Genomic DNA, 24,621 nt, shown 5'->3' on the forward strand with positions numbered 1-24,621 from the left:
CGCCGCGCCTGTGGCGTCCGCCGTTCCCCCTGCCGAGACCTGCCAGGATGCTGCGTCGACTGCTCGATAACCATTTCCTCGCCAACACCGCGCTGCTGCTGATGCTGGTGGTCGGCGTGCTGAGCTACCGGCAACTGCCGCGCGAACTCGAACCGCGCGCGCCGTTCACCGCGGTGGAGATCGTCACCCGCCTCGCCGATGCACCCGCGGCCGAGATCGAGGCGCGCATCACCACACCGATCGAGCGCGCGGTGCGCGGCGTGGCCGACGTGCGCTACGTCGCGAGCAGCAGCCGCGCGCAGGTGTCGCGGGTGCTGGTGCGCCTGCGCGAACGCGACCGCGCGGTGGTCGAGAGCCGCATCGACGAGTTGCGCTGGGCGGTGCAGGGCGTGCGCGAGCGCCTGCCCGCGGGGGTCGAGGGGCCGCGCCTCGACGAGGTCGCCGACGCCGGCCGGCGCCCCGCCGCGGAGTTCCTGCTCTACGGCGGCGGCGACCCGGCCCGCCTGCGCGCCGAGGCGCTGGCGCTGGTGCGCGAGCTCGGAGGCATCGGCGGCGTCGGCCGGGTGACGCTGACCGGCGCGCGCGCGCCCGAACTCGAACTGCGCTTCGACGCCGATGCGCTCGCCGCCGCCGGCCTGGCGCCGAGCGCGCTCGCCGACGGCGTCGCCGCGCATCTGGCGCGCAGCGGCGGCAGCGGCGTGCAGCTCGGCTCGCAGACGGTGCCGGTCGACAGCGTCGCCGAGGTCGCCGACGCGGCCGCGCTCGCCGCGCTGCCGCTGCCGGCGGCGCGCAAGCGCGGCCTGCACCTCGGCGAGGTCGCCGCGCTCGGGCGCGGCCTCGAGGAGACCGGCCAGCGCGTCGCCGTCGGCGACGCGGCGGCAGTGCTGGTGGCGGTGTACCGCAAGCCCGAGGTCGGCGCGATCGAGCTCGGCGACCGCCTCGCCGCCTTCCAGGCCGCGTTCAGCGCGCGCCGGGGCGAGGGCGGCGTGCGCCTGGAATGGCTCGACGACCGCACCCGCGGCAGCCGCGCCGCGCTGGAGACGCTCGAGCACACGGCGCTGCCGGCGGCGCTGGCGCTGGTCGCGGTGCTCGGGTTCGTCTTCGGTACGCGCTTCGCGCTGCTCGCCGGGGTCGGCGTGGTCGGCGTGGTCGCCACGGCGTTCTGGCTGTTCGGCTTCACCACCCACACGCTGAACGTCGGCGTGCTGCTCGCGCTGCTCGCCGGCATCGGCGTGCTGGTCGGTGCCGTCGTGACCCTGCTCGACGCGCTCTACCGCCGGCTGCGCCGCGACGTGACGGCGCTCGACGCCGCCCTCGGCGCGGTCGGCGAAACCGCCGCGCCGCTGGTCGCCGCGGCGCTGACGCTGTTCGTGACGCTGCTGCCGCTGGTGCTGTCGCGCACCCAGGGGGTGCCGGGGTCGGGCACCGCGTCGGTGCTGGCGCTCGTGCTCGGCGCGCTGCTCGCCTTCGTGCTCTGGCTGCTGCCCGGGCACGCGGTGGTGACGCGCCTCGGCCTCGAACGTCGCCGCCCGGCGCAGGCGCGGCGCGAGCACGCGGCCTTTGCGCTGATGCAGGCCGGCGCGCGGCTGGTGATCGCCACGCTGCGGCGGCCGGCGCTGCCGCTGCTGCTGCTCGCGGTGCTGGTGGTCGGCGCGGTGGGGGCGCTCGCCGGCGGCCTGGTGCGGGTGGCGCCGCTGGCGCCGGCCGATGCACGCAGCTTCGCGATCGACTTCGAGCTGGCCGCCAGCGCCCACCTCGAACAGACCGAGGCGGCCGCGCGGGCGATCGAGGACGTGGTGCGCGCGGCGCTGCCCGCCGCGGAACTGGCGACCACGGTCAGCTACGCCGGCCTGCGCTACACCGACCGCGACGCCGTGCAGGCCGAGCACATCGGCCAGGTGGTGGTGACGCTGCAGCCCTACGCGCGCGGGCGCTGGCTGCTCGGCGACGCGATGGCGGCGCTCGCCGGGCGCCTCGACGCGGTGCCCGGCGTGGTCGAGACCGCGCTGGTGCGCTACGACGAGGGCCGCCCGGCGCCGCGGCCGATCAGCCTGATCCTGCGCGGCGACGATCCGCGCGAGGTGCGCCGCGCCGCCGATGCGGTGATCGACATCCTGCGCACGCAGCCGGCGGTGTACGACATCGGCGACGACGACAGCGGCGTGCTCACCGAGCGCGTGCTGCGGCTCAAGCCCGACGCGGTGCGCGCCGCCGGCCTGTCGGGCGGGCAGCTGCTGCGCGAGCTGCGCCTGCTCGGCGGCGGTGCGGTGGTCGCCTATGCCCGCGACGGCGGCGAGCCGCTGGCGGTGCGGGTGACGGGGCGGAAGGCCGGCGACGACGTCGACGCCTTCCTCGCCCGGCGCCTGGCGCTCCCCGACGGACGCAGCGTGGCGCTCGGCGAGCTGGTCGAGGCCGAGACGCGGCCGGCGGTGCGCAGCATCCGCCGCTACGACCTGCGCCACGCGATCACCGTCGAGGCCGAGATCGACCGCTCGCGCACCAATGCCTACAGCGCCAACCAGGTCGTCACGCGCTGGTGGGAGGCGGACTTCGCGGCGCGCTTCCCCGGCGTGCAGCTCGCCCGCGGCGGCCCGGTGGCCGAGCTGCAGCAGGGGCTGCAGGCGCTGACCGCGCTGTTCGTGCTCGGCGCCGGCCTCGGCTACCTGATCCTCGCCACGCATTTCGGCAGCTACCGCCAGCCCTTCGTGGTGCTCGCGGCGGTGCCGGTGGCGCTGATCGCGCTGGTCGCCGGCCTGGTGATCACGCGCCAGAGCCTCGGCGCGCATACCGCGCCGCTCGGCCTCGCGCTGCTCGGCCTGACGCTGCACGCCTTCATCGCGCAGGTGACGCTCGGCAACGCGCGCGTGCACGGCCGTGGCGACATCGCCCGCGCCGCGGTGGCGGCGGCGCGGCAGCGGCTGGTGCCGACGCTCGCCGGCGCGCTGGCGCTCGCCGCCGGCTTCGGCGTGCTCGCCGCCGCTGGCTTCGGCGCGACAGCGGTGTGGACCGAGTTCGCGGCACCGTTCGCGGTGGCGGCACCGCTCGCCGCGCTGCTGACGCTCTACGTGGTGCCGGCGCTGTACGCCGCGCTGACCACGGTGGCCGACGAGGCCGGCTCCGGCACCCGCCTCGCCGCCTGGTGGCGGCGCCGTGTCGCGCCGAGCGCGCCGCCGCCCGATCCGCTGGCCGCGCTGGCCGAGGCCGAGCCGGCGCTGCGCCCGCTGCTCGAACGCGCCCGCGTCGCCCGCGCCGCGCGCGACCACGTCGGCGCGGTGCGCGCGCTCGACGAGGCATCGCGGCGCGCGCCGCAGAGCGCGGAGCTGCACCTGCAGCTGGTCGACGAACTGCTGCGCTACCAGCGCGCGACCGAATGGGAGCTCGGCATGCACCAGCGCGCCGAGCGCCACCTGGCGCAGGCGACGCGGCTTGAGCCGCAACACCCGCGGCTGGCCGCGCTGACGCGCGCGGTCGCCGACGCGCAGCGCGGGGCGACGGGGGCGGTGGCCGGCGCGCCGGCGGGCGCGGCGGCGGTCGCCTGGCAGGGGCCGCTGCGCCTGCCGCCGCTGCCGGGGCGCGAGGCGGCGGCGCCGCGGCGTGCCGCGCGGCGCGTGGCGCGCTCGCAGCGGGCGCCGGTCGGTGCCTACGACGTCGTCATCGCGCTGCGCAACCTGGTGCGCCACCGCAAGCGTTCGGCGACGGCGCTGACCGCGATCGCCTTCGGCGCGGTGGCGCTGATCCTCGCCGGTGGATTCATCGAGTGGATCCTGTGGGCGACGCGCGAGGCGGCGATCCAGGGTCAGCTCGGCCACATCCAGGTGGTCAGGCACGACTACCTGATCAAGGGCACCGCCGATCCCTACGGCTTCCTGCAGGACGGCACGCCGCCGAAGGCGCTCGGCGGGCTGCCGCACGTCAAGGTGATCGCGCCGCGGCTCGCCTTCAGCGGGCTGGTCAGCTACGGCGACATCACCGTGCCATACATCGCGCAGGGCGTGGACCCCGAGCGCGAGGCGGCAATCAGCGTCGACTACCGCATCGTCGCCGGGCGCGGGCTCGGCGCGGCCGATGCCGCCGAGGTGATCATCGGCACCGGACTCGCCGACACCCTCGGCATCCGCCCGGGTGACACCCTGGTGCTGACCGGCACCACGCAGGACGGCGGCTTCAACGCGGTGGAGCTCGCCGTGGCCGGGCTGTTCTCGACGGCGACCAAGGCGATCAACGACATCGCGCTGCGCATGCCGCTGAAGTACGCGCAGGAGCTGTTGCGGGTGGAGGGGGTGCACACCTGGGTGGTGCTGCTCGACGACACCGACGCCACCGATGCGGTGCTCGCGCAGCTGCGCCAGGGGCTCGAACGTGGCGGTGGCGGCGATCTGCAGGCGGTGCCGTGGTATGCGCTGTCGGACTTCTACAACAAGTCGGCGGAGCTGTTCTCGCGCCAGATCAACGTGGTGCGCCTGATGATCGCCGTGATCATCGTGCTCAGCATTTCCAACTCGCTGATGATGAACGTGATGGAGCGCACCGGCGAGATCGGCACGCTGCGCGCGCTGGGCGCGCGGGCGCGCTCGATCCTGCGCCTGTTCAGCCTCGAGGCGCTGGTGCTCGGGCTCGCCGGGGCGCTCGCCGGCTGCACGCTCGGCATCCTCGCCGCCGCGGTGCTGTCGACGGTGGGCATCCCGATGCCGCCGCCGCCGGGCATGGACAAGGGCTTCGTCGCCGAGATCCTGGTCACGCCCGAGCTCGCCTGGACCACCTTCGCGCTGGCGGTGGTCGCCACCACGCTGTCGGGGCTGTACCCGGCGTGGAAGGCCTCGCGCCTGGTCATCGTCGACGCGCTGCGTCACAACCGCTGAGGGACGCGCCGTGCTCAAGTTCGCCTTTCGCAACCTCAGCCGCCACAAGCTGCGCACCGCGCTGACGCTCGGTGCGATCGCCTTCGGCGTGATCAGCCTGGTGCTCAGCGGCGGCTTCGTCGAGGACATCTTCATCCAGCTGCGCGAGAGCACGGTGCAGACCGGGCTCGGCCACGTGCAGATCGCCAAGGAGGGCTACTTCGAGTACCGCAGCCGCCAGCCCTACGGTTACATGGTGGAGAACCCGCGCCAGGTGGTGGCCGCGATCAAGGGCATGCCGGCGGTCAAGGAGGCGATGCTGCGCGTCAACCTGACCGGCAGCCTCAGCAACGGCCGCGGCGAGCTGCCGGTGCTCGGCGAGGGTGTCGAGCCGCAGAAGGAGCAGGCGGTCGGCGGCTTCATCACGCTGATCGACGGCCGCCGCCTGGGCGCCGACGACCGCTTCGCCGCCGAGCTCGGCGAGGGGCTGGCGCGCGCGCTCGGCGTCAAGCCCGGCGACTTCGTCACGCTGCTGCTCGCCACTGCGGAGGGGGCGATGAACAGCGTGGAACTGGAAGTGGTCGGGGTGTTCCGCAGCTTCTCGATCGACTACGACGCGCGGGCGATGCGCCTGCCGCTCGCCACCGCGCAGGAGGCGCTGGCGGTGAGCGCGGTGCACACCGTGGTGGTGGCGCTGCACCGTACCGAGGACACCCCGGCGGTGCTCGCCGAGCTGCGGCACACGTTCGGCGGGCAGGGCCTCGCGATCCGCTCATGGGAGGAGCTCGCCGACTTCTACCGCAAGACCGTCGACATGTACCGCGCGCAGTTCGGCGTGCTGCAGCTCATCATCCTGGTGATGGTGGCGCTGAGCGTGTCCAACAGCGTCAACATCAACATCTTCGAACGCACCGGCGAGATCGGCACGCTGCTCGCGCTCGGCAACCGCCGCCGCGACGTGTTCTGGCTGCTGGTGCTGGAGAACTTCCTCAGCGGGCTGCTCGGCAGCGTGCTCGGCGCGGCGGCGGGGGTGGGGCTGGCGCAGCTGATCAGCGCCATCGGCATCCCGATGCCGCCGCCGCCGAACAGCAACGTGGGCTACCTGGCGCTGGTGCGGGTGGTGCCGGTGGCGGTGCTGCAGGCGCTGGCGATCGGGCTGGTCGCGGCGGTGTGCGCCGCGCTGCTGCCGGCGGCGCGGGTGTCGCGCCTGCCGATCGTCGAAGCGCTGCGGCGCATCTGAGCGATGCGGCGCGTGGCGGCTTCAGTCGAGCTTCTTCAGGTAGTCCTTGGTGAACATCTTGTCGGGCAGCTCGCGCAGCCGGATGTCGCCGTAGTCCATGACCGACTCGTCGCCGCGCTTGACGGCATCGGTCATCACCAGCTGGGTCGGCCGCGTGACGCCGTTGACGCTCTTGTAGTTGCGGTAGAGGCAGGTCTTCAGCAGGCGGCCGGAGACGGCGTAGAACTCGGCCTTGTAGGGGCGGCTGGTGCCTTTCTCGACCCAGTAGAGCACGCGGTGGTAGGTCACGGTGCCGTCGATGCCGGTGAGCTCGAGCACCACGTAGGTCTTGCGGTCGATGACCTCCTCGCGCACGCGCCGGGCGTTGTAGTCGCCGGTGAAGTTGGCACGGGCGAGGTCGCCGTTGGCGACCTGCCCGGTCAGGCGCTGGGCCAGCGGCAGGCGTACCGGCTGCGACAGGCGCGGCATGTAGATCCACAGGTCGCGGTCGCGCATCAGCATCACCTGGCCTTTCTCGGAGGCCGGTGCTGTGGTGATCACCAGCGTGTTTTCGTTACCCTTGGACCGCACCAGATACTCGCGTTCCTCGGGATCGCGCGTGCCGGTCTTCGAGGTGATGTGCACACCGACCTCGAATCCTTCGGCGGGGAAGCGCACGCGGTCGGCGGCTTCGACGAGGTTCAGGGCTTCGAGATCCACCTCCTGCGCCAGCGCCGGCGTGAGCAGGCAGAGGCCGGCGGCGGCGAGGGCCACGCGCAGCAGGTGCGACAGCGACGTGTTCATCGGGCGAGACTCCTTGGCGACGACGTTGACGGCGGGAGATCCGGGGAAAGGACAGGACCATGAGCATAGTACGGATAGAAAACGTCTCTAAGCGTTACCAGCTCGGCGAGCAGGAGGTGGTCGCCCTGCACGATGTCAGCGTGGCGATCGAGGCCGGTGAGTTCGCCGCGCTCGCCGGGCCGTCGGGCAGCGGCAAGACCACGCTGCTGAACATGATCGGCTGCATCGACGTGGCGACCAGCGGGCGCGTGATCATCGACGGGCGCGACGTCACCGGGCGCAACCCCGACGAGCTCGCCGACCTGCGCGCCCACACCCTCGGCTTCATCTTCCAGACGTTCAACCTGCTGCCGGTGCTGTCGGCCGAGGAGAACGTCGAGTACCCGCTGATCAACATCCAGTCGGTGCCGCGTGCCGAGCGCCGCAAGCGGGTGGCGTACTTCCTCGACATGGTCGGCCTCGGCCGCTTCGCCAAGCACCGGCCGGGGCAACTGAGCGGCGGCCAGCGCCAGCGCGTGGCGATCGCGCGGGCCCTGGCCACGCACCCGAAGATCGTCCTCGCCGACGAACCCACCGCCAACCTCGACCACGCCAGCGGAGAGGGCATCCTGCAGCTCATGAAACAGATCAACGACCACCAGGGCACCACCTTCATCTTCTCGACCCACGACGCCCGCGTGATGGCGATGGCCAACCGCCTGATCCGCATCAGCGACGGCGCGATCGTCGGCGAGGAGGTCAATCCATGAGGGCGCGGCGATGGCTGCCCGCCGTCGGCCTCGCGCTGGGGGCCGCGGCGCCGGCGCTGGCGGCGGACGACGAGGTCCGCTTCGGCGGCTTCGCCCAGAGCGAAACCGCCTACACCTACAGCGGCGACGAGCACTGGTCGAAGTTCCGCAACCTGCTGGGCGTCAATGCCGAAGGCGCCTTCAACGAGAGCCTGAGCTGGAAGTTCAGCGGCTGGGCCTACTACGACCCGGTCTACGACAGTTCCGACTACTACCCGGCCGACGTGCGCGAGGACCAGCGCCACGAGGTGCTGCTGCGCGAGACCTACGCCGACCTCTCCGCCGGCGACTGGGATTTCCGCTTCGGACGCCAGAACATCGTCTGGGGCGAGATGGTCGGCCTGTTCTTCGCCGACGTGGTCTCGGCGCGTGACCTGCGCGAGTTCGTCGCGCAGGACTTCGACCGCATCCGCATCCCGCAGTGGGCGGCGCGTGCCGAGTACTTCAAGGAGGACATGCACGCCGAGTTCGTCTGGATCCCGAAGATGAGCTACGACGAGATCGGCAAGCCCGGGGACTGCTTCCACTGCGGCGCCGATTTCTACCCCTATCCGCCGCAGATCCCCGGCTTCGGCTACCGCGTCGGCCAGGAGAGCAAGCCGAACGGCGGCAGCGACGACATGGCCTACGGCCTGCGCCTGTCGTACCTGCTCAACGGCTGGGACGTGTCCGGCTTCTACTACCGCAGCATGGACGCGGCGCCGGCGTTCTCGCGCCAGATCGTGCTGGAGTCGAGCGGGCCGACGCTGCTCTACACCCCCGACCACCAGCGCATCCAGCAGTGGGGGACGACCTTTGCGAAGGACCTCGACGGCGTGGTGTTCCGCGGCGAGGCCATCTACACGCAGGGCCGGCGCTTCGACGTGCTGCGCCTGTCGGACGCCGACGGCCTGGAGGCGAAGAACTACCTCGACTACGTGCTGAGCCTCGACTACTCGCTCGAAAACGATGCGCGGCTGAACCTGCAGGCGTTCCAGCGCTACTACGTGCAGTACGACCAGGCGATGATCCCGGACCGCCTCGAATCGGGCGTCAGCGTGTACTACAGCACCAAGGCCTGGGACAACCGCCTCGAACCCGAGATCACCCTGATCCACAGCCTCAACCGCAACGACTGGATGCTGCGGCCGCGGCTGACCTGGAACATCAGCCAGGACCTGAAGGCGAGCTTCGGCGTCGATGTCTTCCACGGCCCGCCCGAGGGCCTGTTCGGCCGCTACACCGACGCCGACCGCGTCTACGGCGAACTGCGCTACAGCTTCTGAGCACGGCGCGGCTTGCGGCGGCCGCTGCGGAGGGCTTCTGCAGCGGCCGCCGGCGTTTTCAGGCGGTCGTTCCGGGGGTGGTCCCGGTCATCAGGCGGGCGAGCGGCAGGCGCGTCGAACGCGCCCGCGGGATCGGGCCGAAACCGACCCGCCCCATGAACACCGCCTGCGCCGCGTTCTGGGCGCCGACCAGGGCTTCGAACTCGGCGCTGAGCCGCTGCGCGTTGGCGCGCGAGCGCGGCGTGGCGGTGAAGGTGATGCCGTCGCGCACGTAGGAGGCGAAGATCAGCGGCGTCATCTCGGGCTGGAACTGCAGCCCGAGGCGCGCCGCGGTCAGCCAGAAGCGTTGCATCGCGCGGCCGCCGGCGAGGTAGTCGTCGATCCCGTGCAGGGGCTGGCGGGCGACGATGACGAAATGCGCGGCGCAGGCGAACGCCGGCACGTAGTCGAGCTGGATGCGCGGCAGCCAGGTGCCGGCGAGCCAGCGGTTGAGGAACTCCACCCGCGCCCAGCTCTGCATCGCCCAGCGCATCAGCCGCGTGGCGACCGGGTCGAGCCCGACCGCCTGGTCAGGGATGCGGTCATCGCTGAACTGCCGCCCGTACTCGATGATGTCGCGGTGCGTGGGGTAAGCCTCGGGGGTGGTCAGGCGCACGTGCGCGTTGCGGAACAGCAGCGCGGCGACCCGCCGCTTGGTCGCGAAGCCGTCCAGCCAGAGCACTTCGTAGTTCGGGCCGACCGCGGCCTCGAGCGCCGCCTTGTGGCGGTCGGCGAGCGGCGTCGGGCGCATCGGCCGGCGCTGGGTGCAGCGCGCGAGGATCGCGGTTTCGAGCGGGTCGGGCTTCGCCGCCGGATCGGGCTGGAAGCTCAGGGTGAAGGTCGGGCGCTCCTCCGGGGCGTCGGGGTGGCGTTCCACCTGCACCGCCAGGCCCTGGCCGGACGCGGCGATCACCACGGTTTCGAGCATGCCCCCGAGCGCCAGCTGGCTGGCCCGCCCGCGCAGGTCATAGACGACGTGCTCACGGGTGTCGAAACCGTGCACCACCACCACCAGCGGCGAGCGCGCCTCGAAGCGCCAGGGCTGGGTGTTGTCGCCGCTCGGTGCCCAGCGCGCCAGATCGAGCACGCGCGCGACGCGCGGGTCGAGCGCCGCGGGCAGGCGCGGCGCGGGGGTCGAGGGGGGCAGGGCGCGCATCGCGGCGAGCATGCGCCGCGCGAACGTGAGCATCAGCCGCTGCAGTGGGTTGCGGTTGCCGCCCGGGCGCCAGGTGCGCACCAGGCGCTCGCGGTAGGCATCGAAGTGCAGGCCATGCGGCGCGACGGTGAGGCGTCCGCGCTGCAGCAGGAGCTTCAGCGCCTCGGTCGCGAGCAGGCCTGCGCACAGCTCGCAGGCCATCGTCGTCGACGGGCCGCGCGCGGCGTTGAAATCGACCGCCGAGGGGTCGACCAGGTAGGGCCGCTGCAGCATCGCCGGCGACAGGCCGACGAGGAAGCGGGCGAGCTGTTCGTCGCGCGGCTGGCCGTCGAGCCTGAAGTACTCCTCGAAGCTCATGCCCCCCGGAACGAAGGTCAGGACGGCGCTGCCCATGCCGAGCGGGGCGGCGGTGATCGCCGGGATGTGCCGGGCATGGCAGGCCGCGAACACCTGGCGGCGGATGTCGACGGCGAAGAAGTCGAGGGCATCGACGTAGAGGTCGACGCCGTCGAGGAAGATGTCGAGCAGGTCGGGCCCGATGCCCTCGGGGAACAGCTGCAGCTTCAGCTCGGGGTTGATCGCGCGGGCCAGGTCGGCCATCACGTCGAGCTTGGGGCGCCCGATGGTGTGCAGGTTGGCCCCCGCCTGCCGGTTGAAGTTGTGCAGTTCGAAGCTGTCGAAGTCGGCGAGGTTGAAGGCACCGATGCCGAGGCGGGTCAGCGTCAGCAGGTGGCTGCCGCCGACGCCGCCGAGGCCGGCGATCGCGATGCGCTTGCCGCGCAGGGCGGCTTGCTCGGTGACGCTGATCCAGCCGATGTTGCGGCTGAAGGCGGTGGCGTACGCGAAGCGGTCAGGCATCCGTGGTCTCCTCAGGTCCAGTGCGTCACCCGGCCGTGCCGGGCGTGTTCGTCGTCACCCAGCGCTCGCCGTGCGCGAGGCGTTCCTTCTTCCAGAACGGCGCGCGCGACTTCAGCGCCTCCATGATGAAGCGGCAGGCGTCGAAGGCCGCGGCGCGGTGCTCGGACCAGACGGCGACCAGCACGATGGGATCGTCCGGCTGCAGTTCGCCGAACCGGTGCAGCAGCACGACATCGAGCAGCGGCCAGCGTGCCGCCGCCTCGCCGGCGATGCGTTCGAGTTCGCGTTCGGTCATGCCGGGGTAGTGCTCCAGCCGCATCCCCTGCACGTGGTCGCCGTCGTTGCGATCGCGCATCGTGCCGACGAAGGTGGCGAGTGCACCGCCGCGCCCGCGCAGGTGCGCGGCGGTCGCGACGTGTTGCGCGAGCACGGCCCACGGGTCGAAGGCCGTGGCGTGGAGTTCGATGCGCATCGGCTCAGCCCCCGGTCACCGGCGGGAAGAACGCGAGTTCGTCGCCGTCGCGCACCGGCGCGTCGAGGCCGGCGTACTCGTGGTTGAGCGCGGCGAGCGTCTGCGGCGGCAGGGGCAGGTCGGGGTTGAGGCGCTGCCAGACCTCGCCGACGGCCAGCGGTTCGTCGACCTCGAGCTGGTCCGCGTCGCGTTCGAGGCGGTCGCGCAGGCTGGCGAAATAACGGATGCGGATGCTCACGGGGGTTCGTCTCCAGGAGTGGGGCGGTCCGGCGTGCTGAGCTTCAGGTACATCAGCCCCGCCAGCACCGCGTGCGACAGCGCCGAGCGGCCGCTGAGGGCGGGTAGCCCGAGGTCGCGGCGGATCGTCTCGAAGCGCAGGTCGTCGGGGCCGGATACCGGCCGACCGCGCACCCGGCGTGCGTAGTAGAGCGCCGACACATCGATGCCGCGGTTGGGCAGCGGGTGCCCGAGCAACGCCGAAAACAGCGGTGCGAGCAACGCGAAGTCGAAGTCCAGATAGTAGCCGACGAGCGGGCGCTGGCCGATGTAACGCAGCAACTGCGCGGCCGCGTCGAGGGGCGGCAGCGCCCGCGGCCAGGCCGGGTCGACGCTGAGGTGCAGGGCCTGGCTGGTGAGCAGGCGATTGCCGCGCAGGGGCACGGCGGCCACGGCGAGCAGGCGCGCATCGCGACGATCCAGCGAGGTCGCGGTGCAGTCGATGCAGACGACTTCGCCGGCCGTGTCCGGCGTGTCCCCGTGCTGCCGTGACGGCTGGTCCGTGGCAGGGGGATGGCGGAGCCGTCGGGCCAGGGCCAGGAGCATCAGGAAACCATGTTCAGCTTGAAGTGGAACGAAACGTACTTCTTGAATTCATTGACGATCTTGAGCGAGTCGCGAAGCATCTCGCGTTCGAGCTTGTTGAGGTCGGCGGGCCTGATGTAGTTGTCCTGCGCCAGCCCGGCCTTGAGCTTGCGCAACCCGGCCTTGAGTCGCAGCGTCGACAGGAAGGTCAGGGTTTCCACCAGTTCGGTCGCGAACGGCTCCTCGAGCACGCCTTTCGCACGCAGGACCTCGATGCGCTCGACCGTGTTGGTCTCGGTGAGCCGGTGTTCGAGCGCCAGGCTGCGGATGCCGTGCACGAGCGGGAAGATGCCGCCCTTCTTCAGGTCGAGTTCGTCGCGGTGCGCATCCTTCTCGAGCACGAAGTTCGCGAAGAAGCCCAGCGGGGTCTCGAAGGCGACCGTCGCCTTGGCGAAGCGCGCGAGGAACGCCTGGTGGCTGCGCAACTGCTGGTACAGGTAGCGGCGTGCCTCGGCAAGCAGGGTGGTGTCGCCGGCGACGGGCATGGCGTCGTAGAAGATCGCGAAGTGCAGGAAGCTTTCCTCCGACGGCCGCAGGATCCACTCGAAGATCTCGTCCTTGAACGCCGTCAGCGACTTGGTCCAGTAGGGGTTCGACACCATGATGTTGCCGGGGCAGCGCGGGTAGCCGAATTCGACGAGACTCTCGGTGAAGTCGTGCACCACCCGTTCGAGTTCCGCGCACGTGAAGCCGTCGCGCAGGATCAGGGCGTTGTCCTGGTCGGTCTTGAGGATCTGCTCCTCGCGCCCCTCGCTGCCCATCACGATCAGGCAGCTGTTGGCGATCAGTTCCGGTGGCGCGAGCAGGGCGAACAGCTTGGCGAAGAGCTTCTTGTTGAGTTCGGCCAGCAGTTGGCCGATGTAGCGGAGCTTGACGCCCTTGGCGTTGAGCGCCTCGATGACGCCGGTCAGATTGCGGCTGGCCAGCGCCAGTTCCTCGCGCGAGGAGGCGCGCTCGATCTGCACCGCGATCAGGTGTGAATGGCTCGACAGGAAGCCGAGCAGGTCGACCTGCTCGAGCACGCCCAGGATGACCCCGTCGCGCTTGATGACGATGCGGCTGATGCTGTGGCGCGTCATCGCGAGCAGGGCGTTGAACAGGAAATCGTCGGCGTCGAGGCACACCAGGGCATAGGACGCGATCGAACCGACAGGGTGATCCGCCGGGATGCCGTCGATGACCACGGCGTTGCGCAGATCGGTACCGGAGCAGATGCCGATCTCGCCGTCACGGTCCACCAGCAGCGAGGTCGCCTTGTTCTGCTTCATGCCGATCGCCGCGTCGCGGATCGAGGCGCTCGCCGGGACGATCAGCGGCGGGTGGATGTAGGCATCGGCGATCTTCGCCACCATGAAGCTCGCCAGATCCCGATGCGCCTGGTCGGCGCGCACGGCACTGGCGCGCTCGACGATGTCATCGAACACCTGGGTGGCGAACGCCGGCGAGTGCGCCAGCAGCGCGAGGAAGGTCGCGCGCGGCAGGGTGCAGCAGACCGTGTCCTCGCGCGCGACGAAGCGCGAGCGCAGATGGCCGCGCAGCAGCGCCTCGGCGTCGAAATAGTCACCGGCGGCGTGGCGGGCGACGGGGTCCGTTCCGCCGAATTCCTGGACCGCACCCTGCACGATCACGTGCAGGTGTTCGGCGGGGGTCCCCTCGTCGCCGATCGTGACGCCCGCCTTGAAGTACACGACGTCCGCATCGGCGGCAGCGTGCGCGAGGATCGTCGGGTCGAGCGCGGCGAACGGCGCCACGCCGGCAAGGAATCCCTGTGGCTCCATACGGTCGATCTCCGGTCAAAGAAAATCCCCCGACGTGCGCGCGGCCCGCGGGGGATGGGGTGCGACAGCCCCGGCCGCCGGGAGGGCGGCCGGGGGAGGGGTGCCCGATCAGTGCCCGGAAGCACCTTCGGCGCCGATGCCCGTTTCGCAGCGCACGTGCTGCGCCTCGTAGGCCAGCGCCTCCTCCTCCGCACGTTTGCTGCGATCCATCAGCGAGAACAGCCAGATGGCGACGAACGCCACCGGAATCGAGATGATCGCCGGATTGTCGAGCCCGATCAGCGCTTCCTTGTTGCCGATCACGTCCACCCACACGGCCTTCGACATCACCGTCAGCACCACGGCAGTCGCCAGACCCAGGTAGCCGCCGACCTGCGCGCCACGGGTCGTCATCCGTCCCCAGAACACCGACATCAGCAGCACCGGGAAGTTGGCGCTGGCGGCGATGGCGAAGGCCAGGCCCACCATGAACGCGACGTTCTGGCTTTCGAAGGCGATGCCCAGGATCATCGCCAGGATGCCGAGGGCGATGGTCGAATAGCGCGAGACCTTCATCTCCATCACTTCGCTGCTGCGACCACGTGCGATCACGCTGGCATAGAGGTCGTGCGAGATCGCCGATGCACCGGCGAGCGTCAGGCCCGCCACCACGGCGAGGATGGTCGCGAAGGCCACCGCCGAGATGAAGCCCAGGAACAGGTTGCCGCCGACCGCTTCGGCGAGGCGGATGGCGACCATGTTGGTGCCGCCGGACAGGCCCGTGATCAGCTTGGCCTTGTCTATGACACCGTTGACGAACGCATCCGGCTTGAAGAACTCGGGATGCTTGCCGAGCATCACGATGGCCGAAAAGCCGATGATGAAGGTCAGGATGTAGAAGTAGCCGATGAAGCCGGTGGCAAAGAAAACCGACTTGCGCGCTTCCTTGGCGTTCGGGACGGTGAAGAAGCGCATCAGGATGTGCGGCAGACCGGCGGTACCGAACATCAGCGCGAGACCGAGCGAAATCGCGTTGACGGGATCCTTGACGAGCCCGCCGGGCCCCATGATCGCCTGCCCCTTCGGGTGCGCGGCCACGGCTTGTTTGAACATCTCCTCGGGGCTGAAGCCGAAGGTCGCCAGCGCGCTGAAGGCCATGAAGGTCGCGCCGGACAGCAGCAGCACGGCCTTGATGATCTGCACCCAGGTGGTCGCTGTCATGCCGCCGAACACCACGTAGATCATCATCAGGATGCCGACGCCGACCACTGCGATCCAGTAATCGATACCGAACAGCAGCTGGATCAGTTTGCCGGCGCCGACCATCTGGGCGATCAGATAGAAGGCGACCACGACCAGCGAGGAAACCGCCGCCATGGTGCGGATTTCCGTCTGGCCGAAGCGGTACGAGGCCACGTCGGCGAAGGTGAACTTGCCGAGATTGCGCAGTTGCTCGGCGACCAGGAACATGATGATCGGCCAGCCGACGAGGAAGCCGATGGAGTAGATCAGGCCGTCGAAGCCCGACGAGAACACCAGGCCCGAGATGCCCAGGAACGAAGCGGCCGACATGTAGTCGCCGGCGATCGCCAGACCGTTCTGAAAGCCGGTGATGCCGCCGCCGCCGGTGTAGAAGTCCTTGGCCGTCTTGGTACGCGCGGCCGCCCAGTAGGTGATGCCCATCGTCATCCCGACGAAGATCAGGAACATCACGATCGCCGTGACGTTCGTCGCCTGTTTCTCGATCGGGCCCTTGACGGCATCGGCGAAAGCCGAGGTACTACCCAGCAGAGCGGCGAGGGTGATCAGCGAATGACGCATTCTCATTTGATCGACTCCACGATCTCATGGGTCAGGCGATCGAACTCGGAGTTCGCGCGGGCGACGTAAATGCCGGTCAGGACGAATGCGCTGACGATGACGGCGACGCCGATCGGCATGCCGATCGTCATGACCGCGGTTTCACTGATCTTGATGCTCAGCAGCTCCTTCTTGAAAGCGATCACGAGAATGAAGCCGTAGTAAATGGCAAGCATTACCACAGCCAATGTCCAGCCGAAGGCTGAACGTTTGGAGACCAGTTCGTGGTATTTGGGGTTGCTTTTGACTTGTCGAACTATATCGGTCTGCATGGGCGCATTCCTATAATTATGGATTTGAATAAGGTCGCTCGACGGCTCCGTTGCCCTGCACGCACTTGCCCTCCTGAGTGCGTGGAAACCCATCCTCCATACGTCTAATGCGTTATGGATAGTGGGACGGCATACGAACCCGAGGGCGAGTTTAACCGAACGACCGCGATAGTAAAGTACGGTCCGGCGAAGCCATTTGATGTATAGCAGCCCCGGCCGGGAGCGACCATGACGAGGCGCAAGGGGATTCGTGAATTCGGGGCGGAGGCTGCGCAAAAGACTGCGGCCCGCCCCCCGTGGTGGTGGCTTGCCGAGGTGTGTGTTCCGGGGGATGCCCGCCACCGGGCCGGGGGCAGATGCTAGCCGTGGCCCTCTGGGCGATCGGCCGAGGGCGTGCTTGCGGTAACCGGCTGCAGGGCTGCGGCGACGGCTTCGAGCACACTCGTCTCATCGAACGGCTTGCTGACGAGCGCCTGCGCGCGGCGGCATACGAGGGGGTTGGTGGCCTGGGTATTGCCAGCCGCGAGCACCAGCGGGGTGCGCGCCAAGGCACCGGCATCGAGCGCTGTCGCCAGCGCCGGTTCGTCCCCGCCGGACATGAGCGTGGCGTCGGCTACCACGAGATCGAACGGATGGCCCAGGTGCTGGGTTTCGTGTAGCGCGGCCGCGGCTGCCGCTCCATCGGCGACGCCCTGAACCTGCAGCCCGTGGCCGCGCAGTATCCGCTCGAGCACCCGACGGGCGCTGGCATTGCCGTACGCCACGAGGGCGCGCAGGCCGGTTCCGTCGAGGATCGAGGGGGCTGCCGTCACCTGATCGCGCACACGACCGACCTTCACCGTCATCTGGAAGTCGGCCCCATGTCCGGGCTCGCTCTCCACCCACAGGCGGCCCCCCATCAGTTCGACGAGGCGCGAGCAGATCGTCAGGCCGAGGCCGGTGCCGCCGAAGCGGCGGGTGATCGAGCTGTCCGCCTGCACGAACGGCTGGAAGATCGCGGACAGCTTGTCGGGCTCGATGCCGATGCCGGTATCGCGCACCGACAGGTGCAGCGTCATGTCCCTGTCGGCTCGTTCCTGGGCGCGGACACGGATGTTGACCTCGCCGGCGGGGGTGAACTTCACGGCGTTGCCGAGCAGGTGCAGCAGCACCTGCTTGAGTCGAGGGGCATCGCCGATCACGACGTCTTCGACGTCGGCGTCCACCTCGGTGATCAGTTCCAGGTGCTTGCCTTCCGCCTTCTGGGCGACGATGCGCACGGCATCGCGTACGACATCGCGGATGCGCAAGGGAACCGCCTCGCTGCGCAGCTTGCCCGCCTCGATCGTCGACAGGTCCAGGATGTCGTTGATGATCGTGAGCAGTGCATCGGCCGACGATTTGACCAGGGCCAGATACTCGCGCTGCTGGTCGTCCAGCCGCGAGTCGAGCACGAGGTCGGTCATCCCGATGATGGCGTTCATCGGCGTGCGGATCTCGTGGCTCATCGTCGCCAGGAAGTCGCTCTTGGCGCGATTGGCGGCTTCGGCGGCATGCTTCGCGCGACGCAGTTCGGCCTCCACGTGCTTGCGCTCACTGATGTCGCTGAGGGTGCCGATGCTGCCGGTGAGCGTGTGCTCGGCGCCGCGCGTCAGTTCGACCGACACTTCGATCCAGCAGTAGTCGGCGGTGCGCGTGCGCAGCCGCACCTCGTAGCGCGCCTGTTTGCGTTCGTCGCGCAGCAACGCGCCGATCGCGGCATCGTGGATGCGCCGATCCTCGGGGTGGAGAAAGTCGACCATCGGCCGTTCGAGGCTGGCTTCGAGCGTAAAGCCGGTAATCTCGGTCCAGGCGCGGTTGAGGAAGGTCCAGCGACCCTCGGCATCGGTCTGGAAGATCACCTCGTGGACGCTGTCGACGACGCGGCGATAACGCGCCTCGCTCTCGCGGATGGCGGTCTCGGCGCGCAGCCGGTCGCTGATGTCGCGGATGTAGGCGGTGAAGATCGGGCCCGATTCGAGCTGGATCGCCGACAGGGCGATCTCCACCGGAATGCGGGCGCCGTCGGCGCGCTGGGCGACCATTTCGACACGGCGTCCGATGAGGCGCCCGGGCCCGCCGTTCACGAAGCGCTCGAGCCCGGCCCGGTGCCGCTCGCGTGACTCGGGCGGCACGATGACCTCGGCGATATCGCGCCCGAGCACCTGCTGGCGACGCACGCCGAAGGTGGATTCGGCGGCCGGATTGAACTGCAGGATGCGGCCCTGCCCGTCGATGGAAACGATGCCGTCGAGCGCCGCCTGCAGGATGGCGCTGTTGCGCGCTTCGCTTTCCGCCAGGGCGCGCTCGGCGAGCTGCCTTTCGCTGACATCCCGCACGATGGCGACGTAGACGGCGTCGTCGTCGAAGGTCGCGACGCCGATCGACACCTCGACGGGCATCGTCGCACCGTCACGACGGCGTGCGTTGAGGCGGCGATTGCGCAGGGTGGTGCCGGCTTCGATCCCGGGCAGCAGTTCACCGATGGCGTGGCCGACGGCATGCCGGCCGGCGTAACCGAAGAGGTGCTCGGCCGCAGCGTTGAACGATTCGATGCGGCCGCCGGCATCCAGCGTGATGACGCCGTCCACGGCTTGGCGCAGCACCGCCTCCAGCCGTTCTGCGGATTGTCGCTGCGCGTGCTCGCCGGCGCGCAGACGCTCCGACGCCTGGTTGAGGGCTGACCCCAGGCGCTCGATCTCGCGCGCGCCACGGAATACGGTCAACTGATCGCCCGGCGCATCGCCGAGATCGCGAGCGAAGGCGGTGGCATCGGCCAAGGCCGCGAACGGCCGGCGCAGCAGCAGGCCGAGCAGCAGGCTGCCGAGGAGGGCGCTGCCCAGCGCGACCCAGGCCGTGCGCCCCCAGTCGAGGGCGCCGCTGCTCGCGACGCTGGCATCGAGTTCGAGCCGGACCCAGCCGAGCAGGCGATCGGCGAGTACCGGCGCCCACACCACGGCGGGTGTGACGGCATCGGGCACGGTCGGAACCTCGGCCTGGGCCTGTGGTGTCGCAGGCGGTGCCACGCCGACCCCCAGCGGCTGCAGACGCGTGACGCTGCCGACCGTCGCCGCCTGCACCAGCAGAGCCCCCGCGCTGTCGGTGAGTTGGACGAGGCGCACGTGAGGCTGGCGTGCCGTCGCCAGGGTGATGCGTTCGAGCGCGTCGCGGCCCTCGCCGCGGATGGCCTCGGCGGCCGCGTCAGCGGTGGCCTTGGCGACGGTACGACCGTGGTCGACCACGGTCTGCAGATAGAACGCGGCGCGGTCGTGGGCGGTGATCAGTGCCTGCGCGAGCACCGCGGCGACCAGCACGACGCTGGCGGCCAGCGTCAGGCGGGTCGTCAGGCGGCGTGGCCAGAGCATGTTGAGCAGCTTCATAAAGCCTCGGAAGACGGCGCCCGACCCTGATGGGTCATGCGTCCGTGTGGCGGATGCGCACGCCGGCAAGGGCGCGGCGGTCGGCGACCAGTGCGGCGATGCACGCCGGGTCGAACAGCGTTCCGGCCTGCGCGCGCAGGTAGTCGATCGCGTCGTCGACCGGCCACGCCGCGCGGTACGGGCGATCCGAGGTCAGCGCGTCGAAAACGTCGGCAACGGCGACGATGCGCGCATGCAGCGGGATGCTCTCGGCGCGCAGGCCCTGGGGGTAGCCGCTGCCGTCCCAGCGTTCGTGGTGATGCAGGGCGATGTCGGCAGCGGCGCGCAGGACCGCGGAACGGGCACCCCCCAGCAGTTTGTGGCCGGCGCCTGCATGGGTCTCGACCAGGGCGCGTTCCGCATCGCCGAGCGGCCCCGGATGGGCCAGTACCGTTTCGGGCACGGTTATGCAGCCGATGTCGTGCAGGGGCGCGGCCTCGCGCAGCAGCCTCTGCTCCGCGGGGTTGAGCAGCAGGCCGCGGGCGATGATTTCGGTGTAGTCGGCGATGCGGGCGAGCCGGCCACGGGCGGCGGGGTTGCGCGTTTCCGCCGCCTCGGCGAGGCGGCGGACGATCGCCAGTTCGCGTGCTGCCAGTTCGGCATTGGCGTCGCGGACCTGATCGGTGAGGGCATCGGTGCGCTCCGTCAGCGCCTTCTGGAAACGCCTCAGCGCCAGCATGCTGCGGGTGCGCGACAGGAATTCGGTGCGATCGATCGGCTTGCCGATGAAATCGGTGACGCCGACCGCGAGCGCCCGGTCGCGCAGGGCCCGCTCGGTCGGTGCCGTGAGCATCAGGACCGGAACGTTGTCGGATGCGCCGGCGCGAAACTGGCGGATGAATTCCAGCCCGCTGAGTTCCGGCATGCGGTCGTCGACCATCACCAGGTCGGGGTCGTGATGCAGGCACCAGTCCAGGCCGGCGCGGGGATCGGTGAAGCCGATCGTGCGGCCGTCGTCGACGCGCTTCACCAGGTGGGTGAGCAGCGAAACGTTCATCTGGTTGTCGTCGATGATCACGATGTTCATGGTGTCGTGGTTCGCCGGAATGCCTGGCCGGCGACCGCGACTATACCCGTGCGGGTGGGCGGCGCCGCCACGGGGGCGGCGCCAAGCCCTGATTTCCACAAACATTCACGTTGTCGACGGGCTCGCGATCGTGGTCACGACACGCAGTGCGTCGAGGCGCGGGCGGGCCGCGTGCATGTGCCGGTAGAGCTCGGCGATGCGCGTTTCGGCGAACTCGATCTCGGTGACGCGCACGTTCGGATTGACCGCGGCGAGGCTGCGCAGCCGTTCGGCTTCCGGCGTCAGTTCGGCCTGCATGCGCGTCAGTGCCGCCTGCACCCGCTGTTCGGCGAGCGTGCTGGCGGCGATCGCCGCAGCATCGAGCATGCGCCGCAGCAGGCGTTGATGGGCGCCCAGCGGTTCGCGCAGCGCCGCCGCCGGCAGGTCCCGCGTGGCCGCGTCGAGTCGCGCCGCCGGGTAGTCGTCGCCGCGCAGGTGCAGGTGCGGGTCGAGCACCACGCGCAGGGGCTGCGGCGGCAGGTAGCGGTCGACCTGCAGCGCCCGCGGCGCCACGCACTCCAGCACGAACACGGCTTCGACGAGCCACTCGGGCACATCCCCGGCGGCGTCGGTCCAGCCGGCCAGGGCACAGTTGCCGTGCTCGCTGCCGAGCAGCAGCTCGAACGCGCCGCTGACCAGCGGGTGTTCCCAGCTCAGGAACTCCATGTCCTCGCGGGCGAGGGCGCGCCTGCGCTCGAAGCTCACCGTCAGGCCCTCGTCGGCCAGTCCGGGGAGTGCCGCCGTGTACAGCGCCTCACCGGGGCGCAGCACCCGCGCGTGTTCGGAATGCTCTTCCTGATCGACGCCGAAGTGATCGAACAGCCGCTCCATGAAGCCTTCGAGCTCGCCGTCGGCGTCGATCGCGGCGATCCGCGCGGCGAGCGCCCCGGCTGGTTGCGGGCGGTACGAATGGCGTTCGAGGAGGCGGTCGCGGCCGGCCTCGAGGGCCGCGCCGAGTTCGGCGGCGAGCGCCCGGGTGTCGGCGAGCAGGGCCGCGAGGTCGTCGCGACGGCCGAGTGCCGCATGCAGGCGCTCGGCCATGACCCGGTACACCGCCGGTGCGGCGCGCGCATGGCGGGCGAACGCATCGAGACCCTCGTCGTACCAGCGCGCGAGCGCCTCCTGGGCGGTGTCACGCAGGTAGGGCACGTGGAGGTGGATGTCGCCGCGCTGGCCGATGCGATCCAGGCGGCCGATGCGCTGTTCGAGCAGGTCGGGATCGGCGGGCAGGTCGAACAGCACGAGGTGCTGCGCGAACTGGAAGTTGCGCCCCTCGCTGCCGATCTCGGAGCACAGCAGCACGCGCGCGCCGTCGCGGTCGGCGAACCACGCCGCGGCGCGGTCGCGGGCGAGCAGCGGCATGTCCTCGTGGAACAGCGCCGCCGGCACGCCGCTGCGGGTGCGCAGGGCCTCGTCGAGGTCGATCGCGGTTTCCTTGCGGGCGCAGATCAGCAGCACCTTGTCGCCGTGTTCGAGCAGTTCGAGCAGGACGTCGACGCGCGGGTCGAAGCGCCACCACGGGCGCCCGTCCGCGGCGGGCTGCCACGCGCGCTCCGGCGTCGGGCTGTGGGCGAGCGCCGCGTAGGCCGCCGGGCAGGGCAGGGCGAGCAGGTGCGGCACCCGCCGGGGGAACTGCGCCAGGGCGCTGCGGCTGTTGCGGAACAGCACACGGCCGGTGCCGTGGCGATCGAGCAACTGCTCGATCAGCCGCTCGCGGGCCTGCTCGGCATCGGCGTCGCCGAGGGCGTCGAGCGCCGTCGCTTCGCCGAGGCGCCCGCGCAGCAGTTCGGCATCGGCCGCGCCCGGTGCCTGCCCGGCGAGCAGGGTGTCGACCACGCGGGCGATCGCGCGGTAGTCGGCCTGCTCGGCATGGAAGGCGTCGAGGTCGTGGAAGCGGTCGGGGTCGAGCAGGCGCAGCCGCGCGAAGTGCCCTTCCTCACCGAACTGCTCCGGCGTGGCGGTGAGCAGCAGCAGGCCTTCGGTACGGGCGGCGAGGCGCTCGACGGTGGCGTACTCCGGGCTCGGCAGGCCGGCTTCCCAGGCGAGGTGGTGGGCCTCGTCGACGATCAGCAGGTCCCAGCCGGCGGCTTCGGCCTGCGCCAGGCGCTCGGCCGAGCCGGTGAGGAAGGCGATGCTCGCCAGTACCAGTTGGGCCGACAGGAAGGGGTTGCCGGCCTCCTGCGCCGCGGCGATGCAGCGCGCCTCGTCGAACATGCTGAACGCCAGGTTGAAGCGTCGCCGCAGTTCCAGGAACCACTGGTTCAGCAGCGACTCCGGCACCAGCACCAGCACCCGCGCACTGCGGCCGGTGAGCACGCGCTGGTGCAGGATCAGCCCGGCCTCGATGGTCTTGCCGAGCCCCACCTCGTCGGCGAGCAGCACCCGCGGCGCGTAGCGGCCGGCGACCTCGTGGGCGATCCACAACTGGTGCGGCAGCAGCTCGATGCGCGGGCCGAGCAGGCCGCGCAGGTCGGAGCCGCGCATGCGCGCCTGGTGCTCGAGCGCCGCCACGCGCAGCGTGAACTGCGCCGCGGGGTCGGCCTGGCCGGCGAACAGGCGGTCCTGCGGCTTGCTGAAGCTGATGAAGTTGGACAGCGCCGTTTCCGGTAGCTGCCGGCCGCCGCCGTGGTAGGTGAACAGGCCGCCGGTTTCCTCGACGGACTCGACCACCAGCGACCAGCCCTCGTGGCTGTGCACGGCGTCACCCGGCTGAAAACGCACGCGCGCCAGCGGCGCGCCGGCGCGCGCGTACTGGCGCATCTCGCCGCTGCCGTGGAACAGCAGCGTCACCCGCCGGGCATCGCCCGACAACACCATGCCCAGGCCCAGTTCCGGCTCGGTCTCGCTGATCCAGCGACTGCCGCCGACGAACTCGTCCAATTCGCGCCTCCCGCCCTCACGCCCAAAGGGGCGCGATGATAGTACAGCGCGGCGTGCGGCCTCGACCGGCGCCGGGGGCTCGGCTAAACCAAGGCACGCCCCGCCGACCCGAGGATGCGCGATGCCGACCCGCCTGACCCTCGACGCCCTGATCGTGCTCGACGCGATCGCCCGTCGCGGCAGCTTCGCCGGGGCCGCCGAAGACCTGCATCGCGTGCCCTCGGCGATCACCTACGCCGTGCACAAGCTCGAGCAGGAGCTCGCGCTGCAGTTGTTCGACCGCAGCGGCCACCGGGCGCGGCTCACCGCCGACGGCGAGCAGCTGCTGGCGGCGGGGCGGGAGCTGCTGCACGCCGCCGACGGCGTCGACGCCCTGGCACGCCGCCTCGCCGGCGGCTGGGAGGCCGAACTGGCGCTGCTGCTCGGCCGTCTCCTGCCTCCCGAATCGCTGCTGCCGCTGCTCGCGGCCTTCTACCGCGAGGCGCCGGGGACCCGCCTGTGGCTGATCGAGGAGCGGGGCGCCGGCGTGCGCGAGGGCGATGGCCGTGCCGATCTCGTCATCGGCACCTCGGGGCCGCCCGCCCCGGCGTGGGCGACGCGACCGTTCGGCACGGTCGACTTCGTCTTCGCCTGCGCCCCCGGGCATCCGCTCGCGACGATCGTCGAACCGCTGCCCCCCGCGGTGTGGTGCACGCACCGCCAGGTGATGGTCAGCGACGGCGCACCCGCGGCGACGTGGCGTGCATGCGGCGCCGTGGCGTTCGGCGAGCTGCTCGGAGTGCCCACCTACCCGGCCCAGCTCGCCGCGCTGCGCGCCGGACTCGGCGTCGGCTTCGTGCCGCGGCCGTGGTTCGAAGCCGCGCGCGACGCCGGGGGGCTGGTCGCGAAGGCGGTGACCGAGCCGCCGCCGGCGGTGACGCTGCACCTCGCCTGGCGCCGCGGCCCGGCCGGCCGGGCGCTGCAGTGGTTCCTGCACGCCCTGGAGGCATGTCCGCTGCCGGCACTGCGCCCGGCGTGAGGGGTTCGGCCAGCACCGGCGCTTCCGTCGC

Annotated in this window: 16 protein-coding genes; 5 read left to right on the forward strand and 11 right to left on the reverse strand. The window is 70.8% G+C overall.

What is annotated here, in order from left to right; genetic code table 11:
* The first annotated feature begins 47 nt into the window (after window positions 1–47).
* On the forward strand, window positions 48–4,859 hold the full coding sequence (locus tag EV699_RS20475; RefSeq protein ID WP_132538311.1) for an efflux RND transporter permease subunit: 4,812 nt from the start codon (window positions 48–50) through the stop codon (window positions 4,857–4,859).
* Window positions 4,860–4,869: 10 nt separating this feature from the next.
* Window positions 4,870–6,078: an ABC transporter permease gene (locus EV699_RS01680; RefSeq protein ID WP_132538313.1), complete on the forward strand. Its 1,209-nt coding sequence runs from the start codon at window positions 4,870–4,872 to the stop codon at window positions 6,076–6,078.
* Window positions 6,079–6,099: 21 nt separating this feature from the next.
* On the opposite strand, the gene EV699_RS01685 is transcribed toward EV699_RS01680, so the two are convergent.
* On the reverse strand, window positions 6,100–6,861 hold the full coding sequence (locus EV699_RS01685; RefSeq protein WP_132538315.1) for an outer membrane lipoprotein-sorting protein: 762 nt from the start codon (window positions 6,859–6,861) through the stop codon (window positions 6,100–6,102).
* Window positions 6,862–6,920: 59 nt separating this feature from the next.
* On the opposite strand from EV699_RS01685, the gene EV699_RS01690 reads away from it, so the two are divergent.
* Both EV699_RS01690 and EV699_RS01695 read left to right on the forward strand, forming a co-directional pair.
* Entirely contained in the window at window positions 6,921–7,610 is a 690-nt protein-coding gene (locus EV699_RS01690) for an ABC transporter ATP-binding protein (RefSeq protein ID WP_132538317.1), read from the forward strand.
* Window positions 7,607–8,914, forward strand: coding sequence for a DUF1302 family protein (locus tag EV699_RS01695; protein ID WP_132538319.1), 1,308 nt, complete (start codon window positions 7,607–7,609; stop codon window positions 8,912–8,914). The genes EV699_RS01690 and EV699_RS01695 overlap by 4 nt, the downstream gene beginning before the upstream one ends.
* A 58-nt stretch (window positions 8,915–8,972) precedes the next feature.
* Here EV699_RS01695 and EV699_RS01700 read toward each other — a convergent pair whose 3' ends face one another.
* From EV699_RS01700 to rapA, 10 genes are all read right to left on the reverse strand, one after another.
* On the reverse strand, window positions 8,973–10,967 hold the full coding sequence (locus tag EV699_RS01700; RefSeq protein ID WP_132538321.1) for a ThiF family adenylyltransferase: 1,995 nt from the start codon (window positions 10,965–10,967) through the stop codon (window positions 8,973–8,975).
* A gap of 25 nt (window positions 10,968–10,992) precedes the next feature.
* Window positions 10,993–11,439 carry a molybdenum cofactor biosynthesis protein MoaE gene (locus tag EV699_RS01705; RefSeq protein ID WP_132538323.1) on the reverse strand — a complete coding sequence of 149 codons (447 nt, stop codon included), beginning with the start codon at window positions 11,437–11,439 and terminating at the stop codon, window positions 10,993–10,995.
* 4 nt (window positions 11,440–11,443) lie between these two features.
* Entirely contained in the window at window positions 11,444–11,677 is a 234-nt protein-coding gene (locus EV699_RS01710; protein ID WP_132538325.1) for a MoaD/ThiS family protein, read from the reverse strand.
* The gene (locus EV699_RS01715; RefSeq protein ID WP_132538327.1) at window positions 11,674–12,261 is read right to left on the reverse strand and encodes a 3'-5' exonuclease family protein; all 588 of its coding nucleotides are present in this window, start codon (window positions 12,259–12,261) and stop codon (window positions 11,674–11,676) included. The genes EV699_RS01710 and EV699_RS01715 overlap by 4 nt, the downstream gene beginning before the upstream one ends.
* Window positions 12,261–14,078, reverse strand: coding sequence for a putative nucleotidyltransferase substrate binding domain-containing protein (locus tag EV699_RS01720; RefSeq protein ID WP_132538329.1), 1,818 nt, complete (start codon window positions 14,076–14,078; stop codon window positions 12,261–12,263). The genes EV699_RS01715 and EV699_RS01720 overlap by 1 nt, the downstream gene beginning before the upstream one ends.
* 108 nt (window positions 14,079–14,186) lie before the next feature.
* Window positions 14,187–15,884 carry a cation acetate symporter gene (locus tag EV699_RS01725; protein WP_424450010.1) on the reverse strand — a complete coding sequence of 566 codons (1,698 nt, stop codon included), beginning with the start codon at window positions 15,882–15,884 and terminating at the stop codon, window positions 14,187–14,189.
* Window positions 15,881–16,189: a DUF485 domain-containing protein gene (locus tag EV699_RS01730; protein ID WP_132538331.1), complete on the reverse strand. Its 309-nt coding sequence runs from the start codon at window positions 16,187–16,189 to the stop codon at window positions 15,881–15,883. The genes EV699_RS01725 and EV699_RS01730 overlap by 4 nt, the downstream gene beginning before the upstream one ends.
* Window positions 16,190–16,548: 359 nt before the next feature.
* Window positions 16,549–19,587 carry a PAS domain S-box protein gene (locus EV699_RS01735; protein WP_132538333.1) on the reverse strand — a complete coding sequence of 1,013 codons (3,039 nt, stop codon included), beginning with the start codon at window positions 19,585–19,587 and terminating at the stop codon, window positions 16,549–16,551.
* Window positions 19,588–19,621: 34 nt separating this feature from the next.
* Window positions 19,622–20,653 (reverse strand): HD domain-containing phosphohydrolase, encoded by a 1,032-nt coding sequence (locus EV699_RS01740; RefSeq protein WP_165903988.1) that lies wholly within the window; start codon window positions 20,651–20,653, stop codon window positions 19,622–19,624.
* 105 nt (window positions 20,654–20,758) lie between these two features.
* Window positions 20,759–23,572: an RNA polymerase-associated protein RapA gene (gene rapA / locus EV699_RS01745; RefSeq protein WP_132538337.1), complete on the reverse strand. Its 2,814-nt coding sequence runs from the start codon at window positions 23,570–23,572 to the stop codon at window positions 20,759–20,761.
* A 121-nt stretch (window positions 23,573–23,693) separates the two neighbouring features.
* Here rapA and EV699_RS01750 point away from each other — a divergent pair, with 121 nt between their 5' ends.
* A complete protein-coding gene (locus EV699_RS01750; RefSeq protein ID WP_132538339.1) occupies window positions 23,694–24,590 on the forward strand; it encodes a LysR family transcriptional regulator in 897 nt (298 codons plus the stop codon).
* Window positions 24,591–24,621: the final 31 nt, after the last annotated feature.

Origin of the sequence: Plasticicumulans lactativorans (assembly GCF_004341245.1) — a bacterium.
Taxonomy (GTDB): domain Bacteria; phylum Pseudomonadota; class Gammaproteobacteria; order Competibacterales; family Competibacteraceae; genus Plasticicumulans_A; species Plasticicumulans_A lactativorans.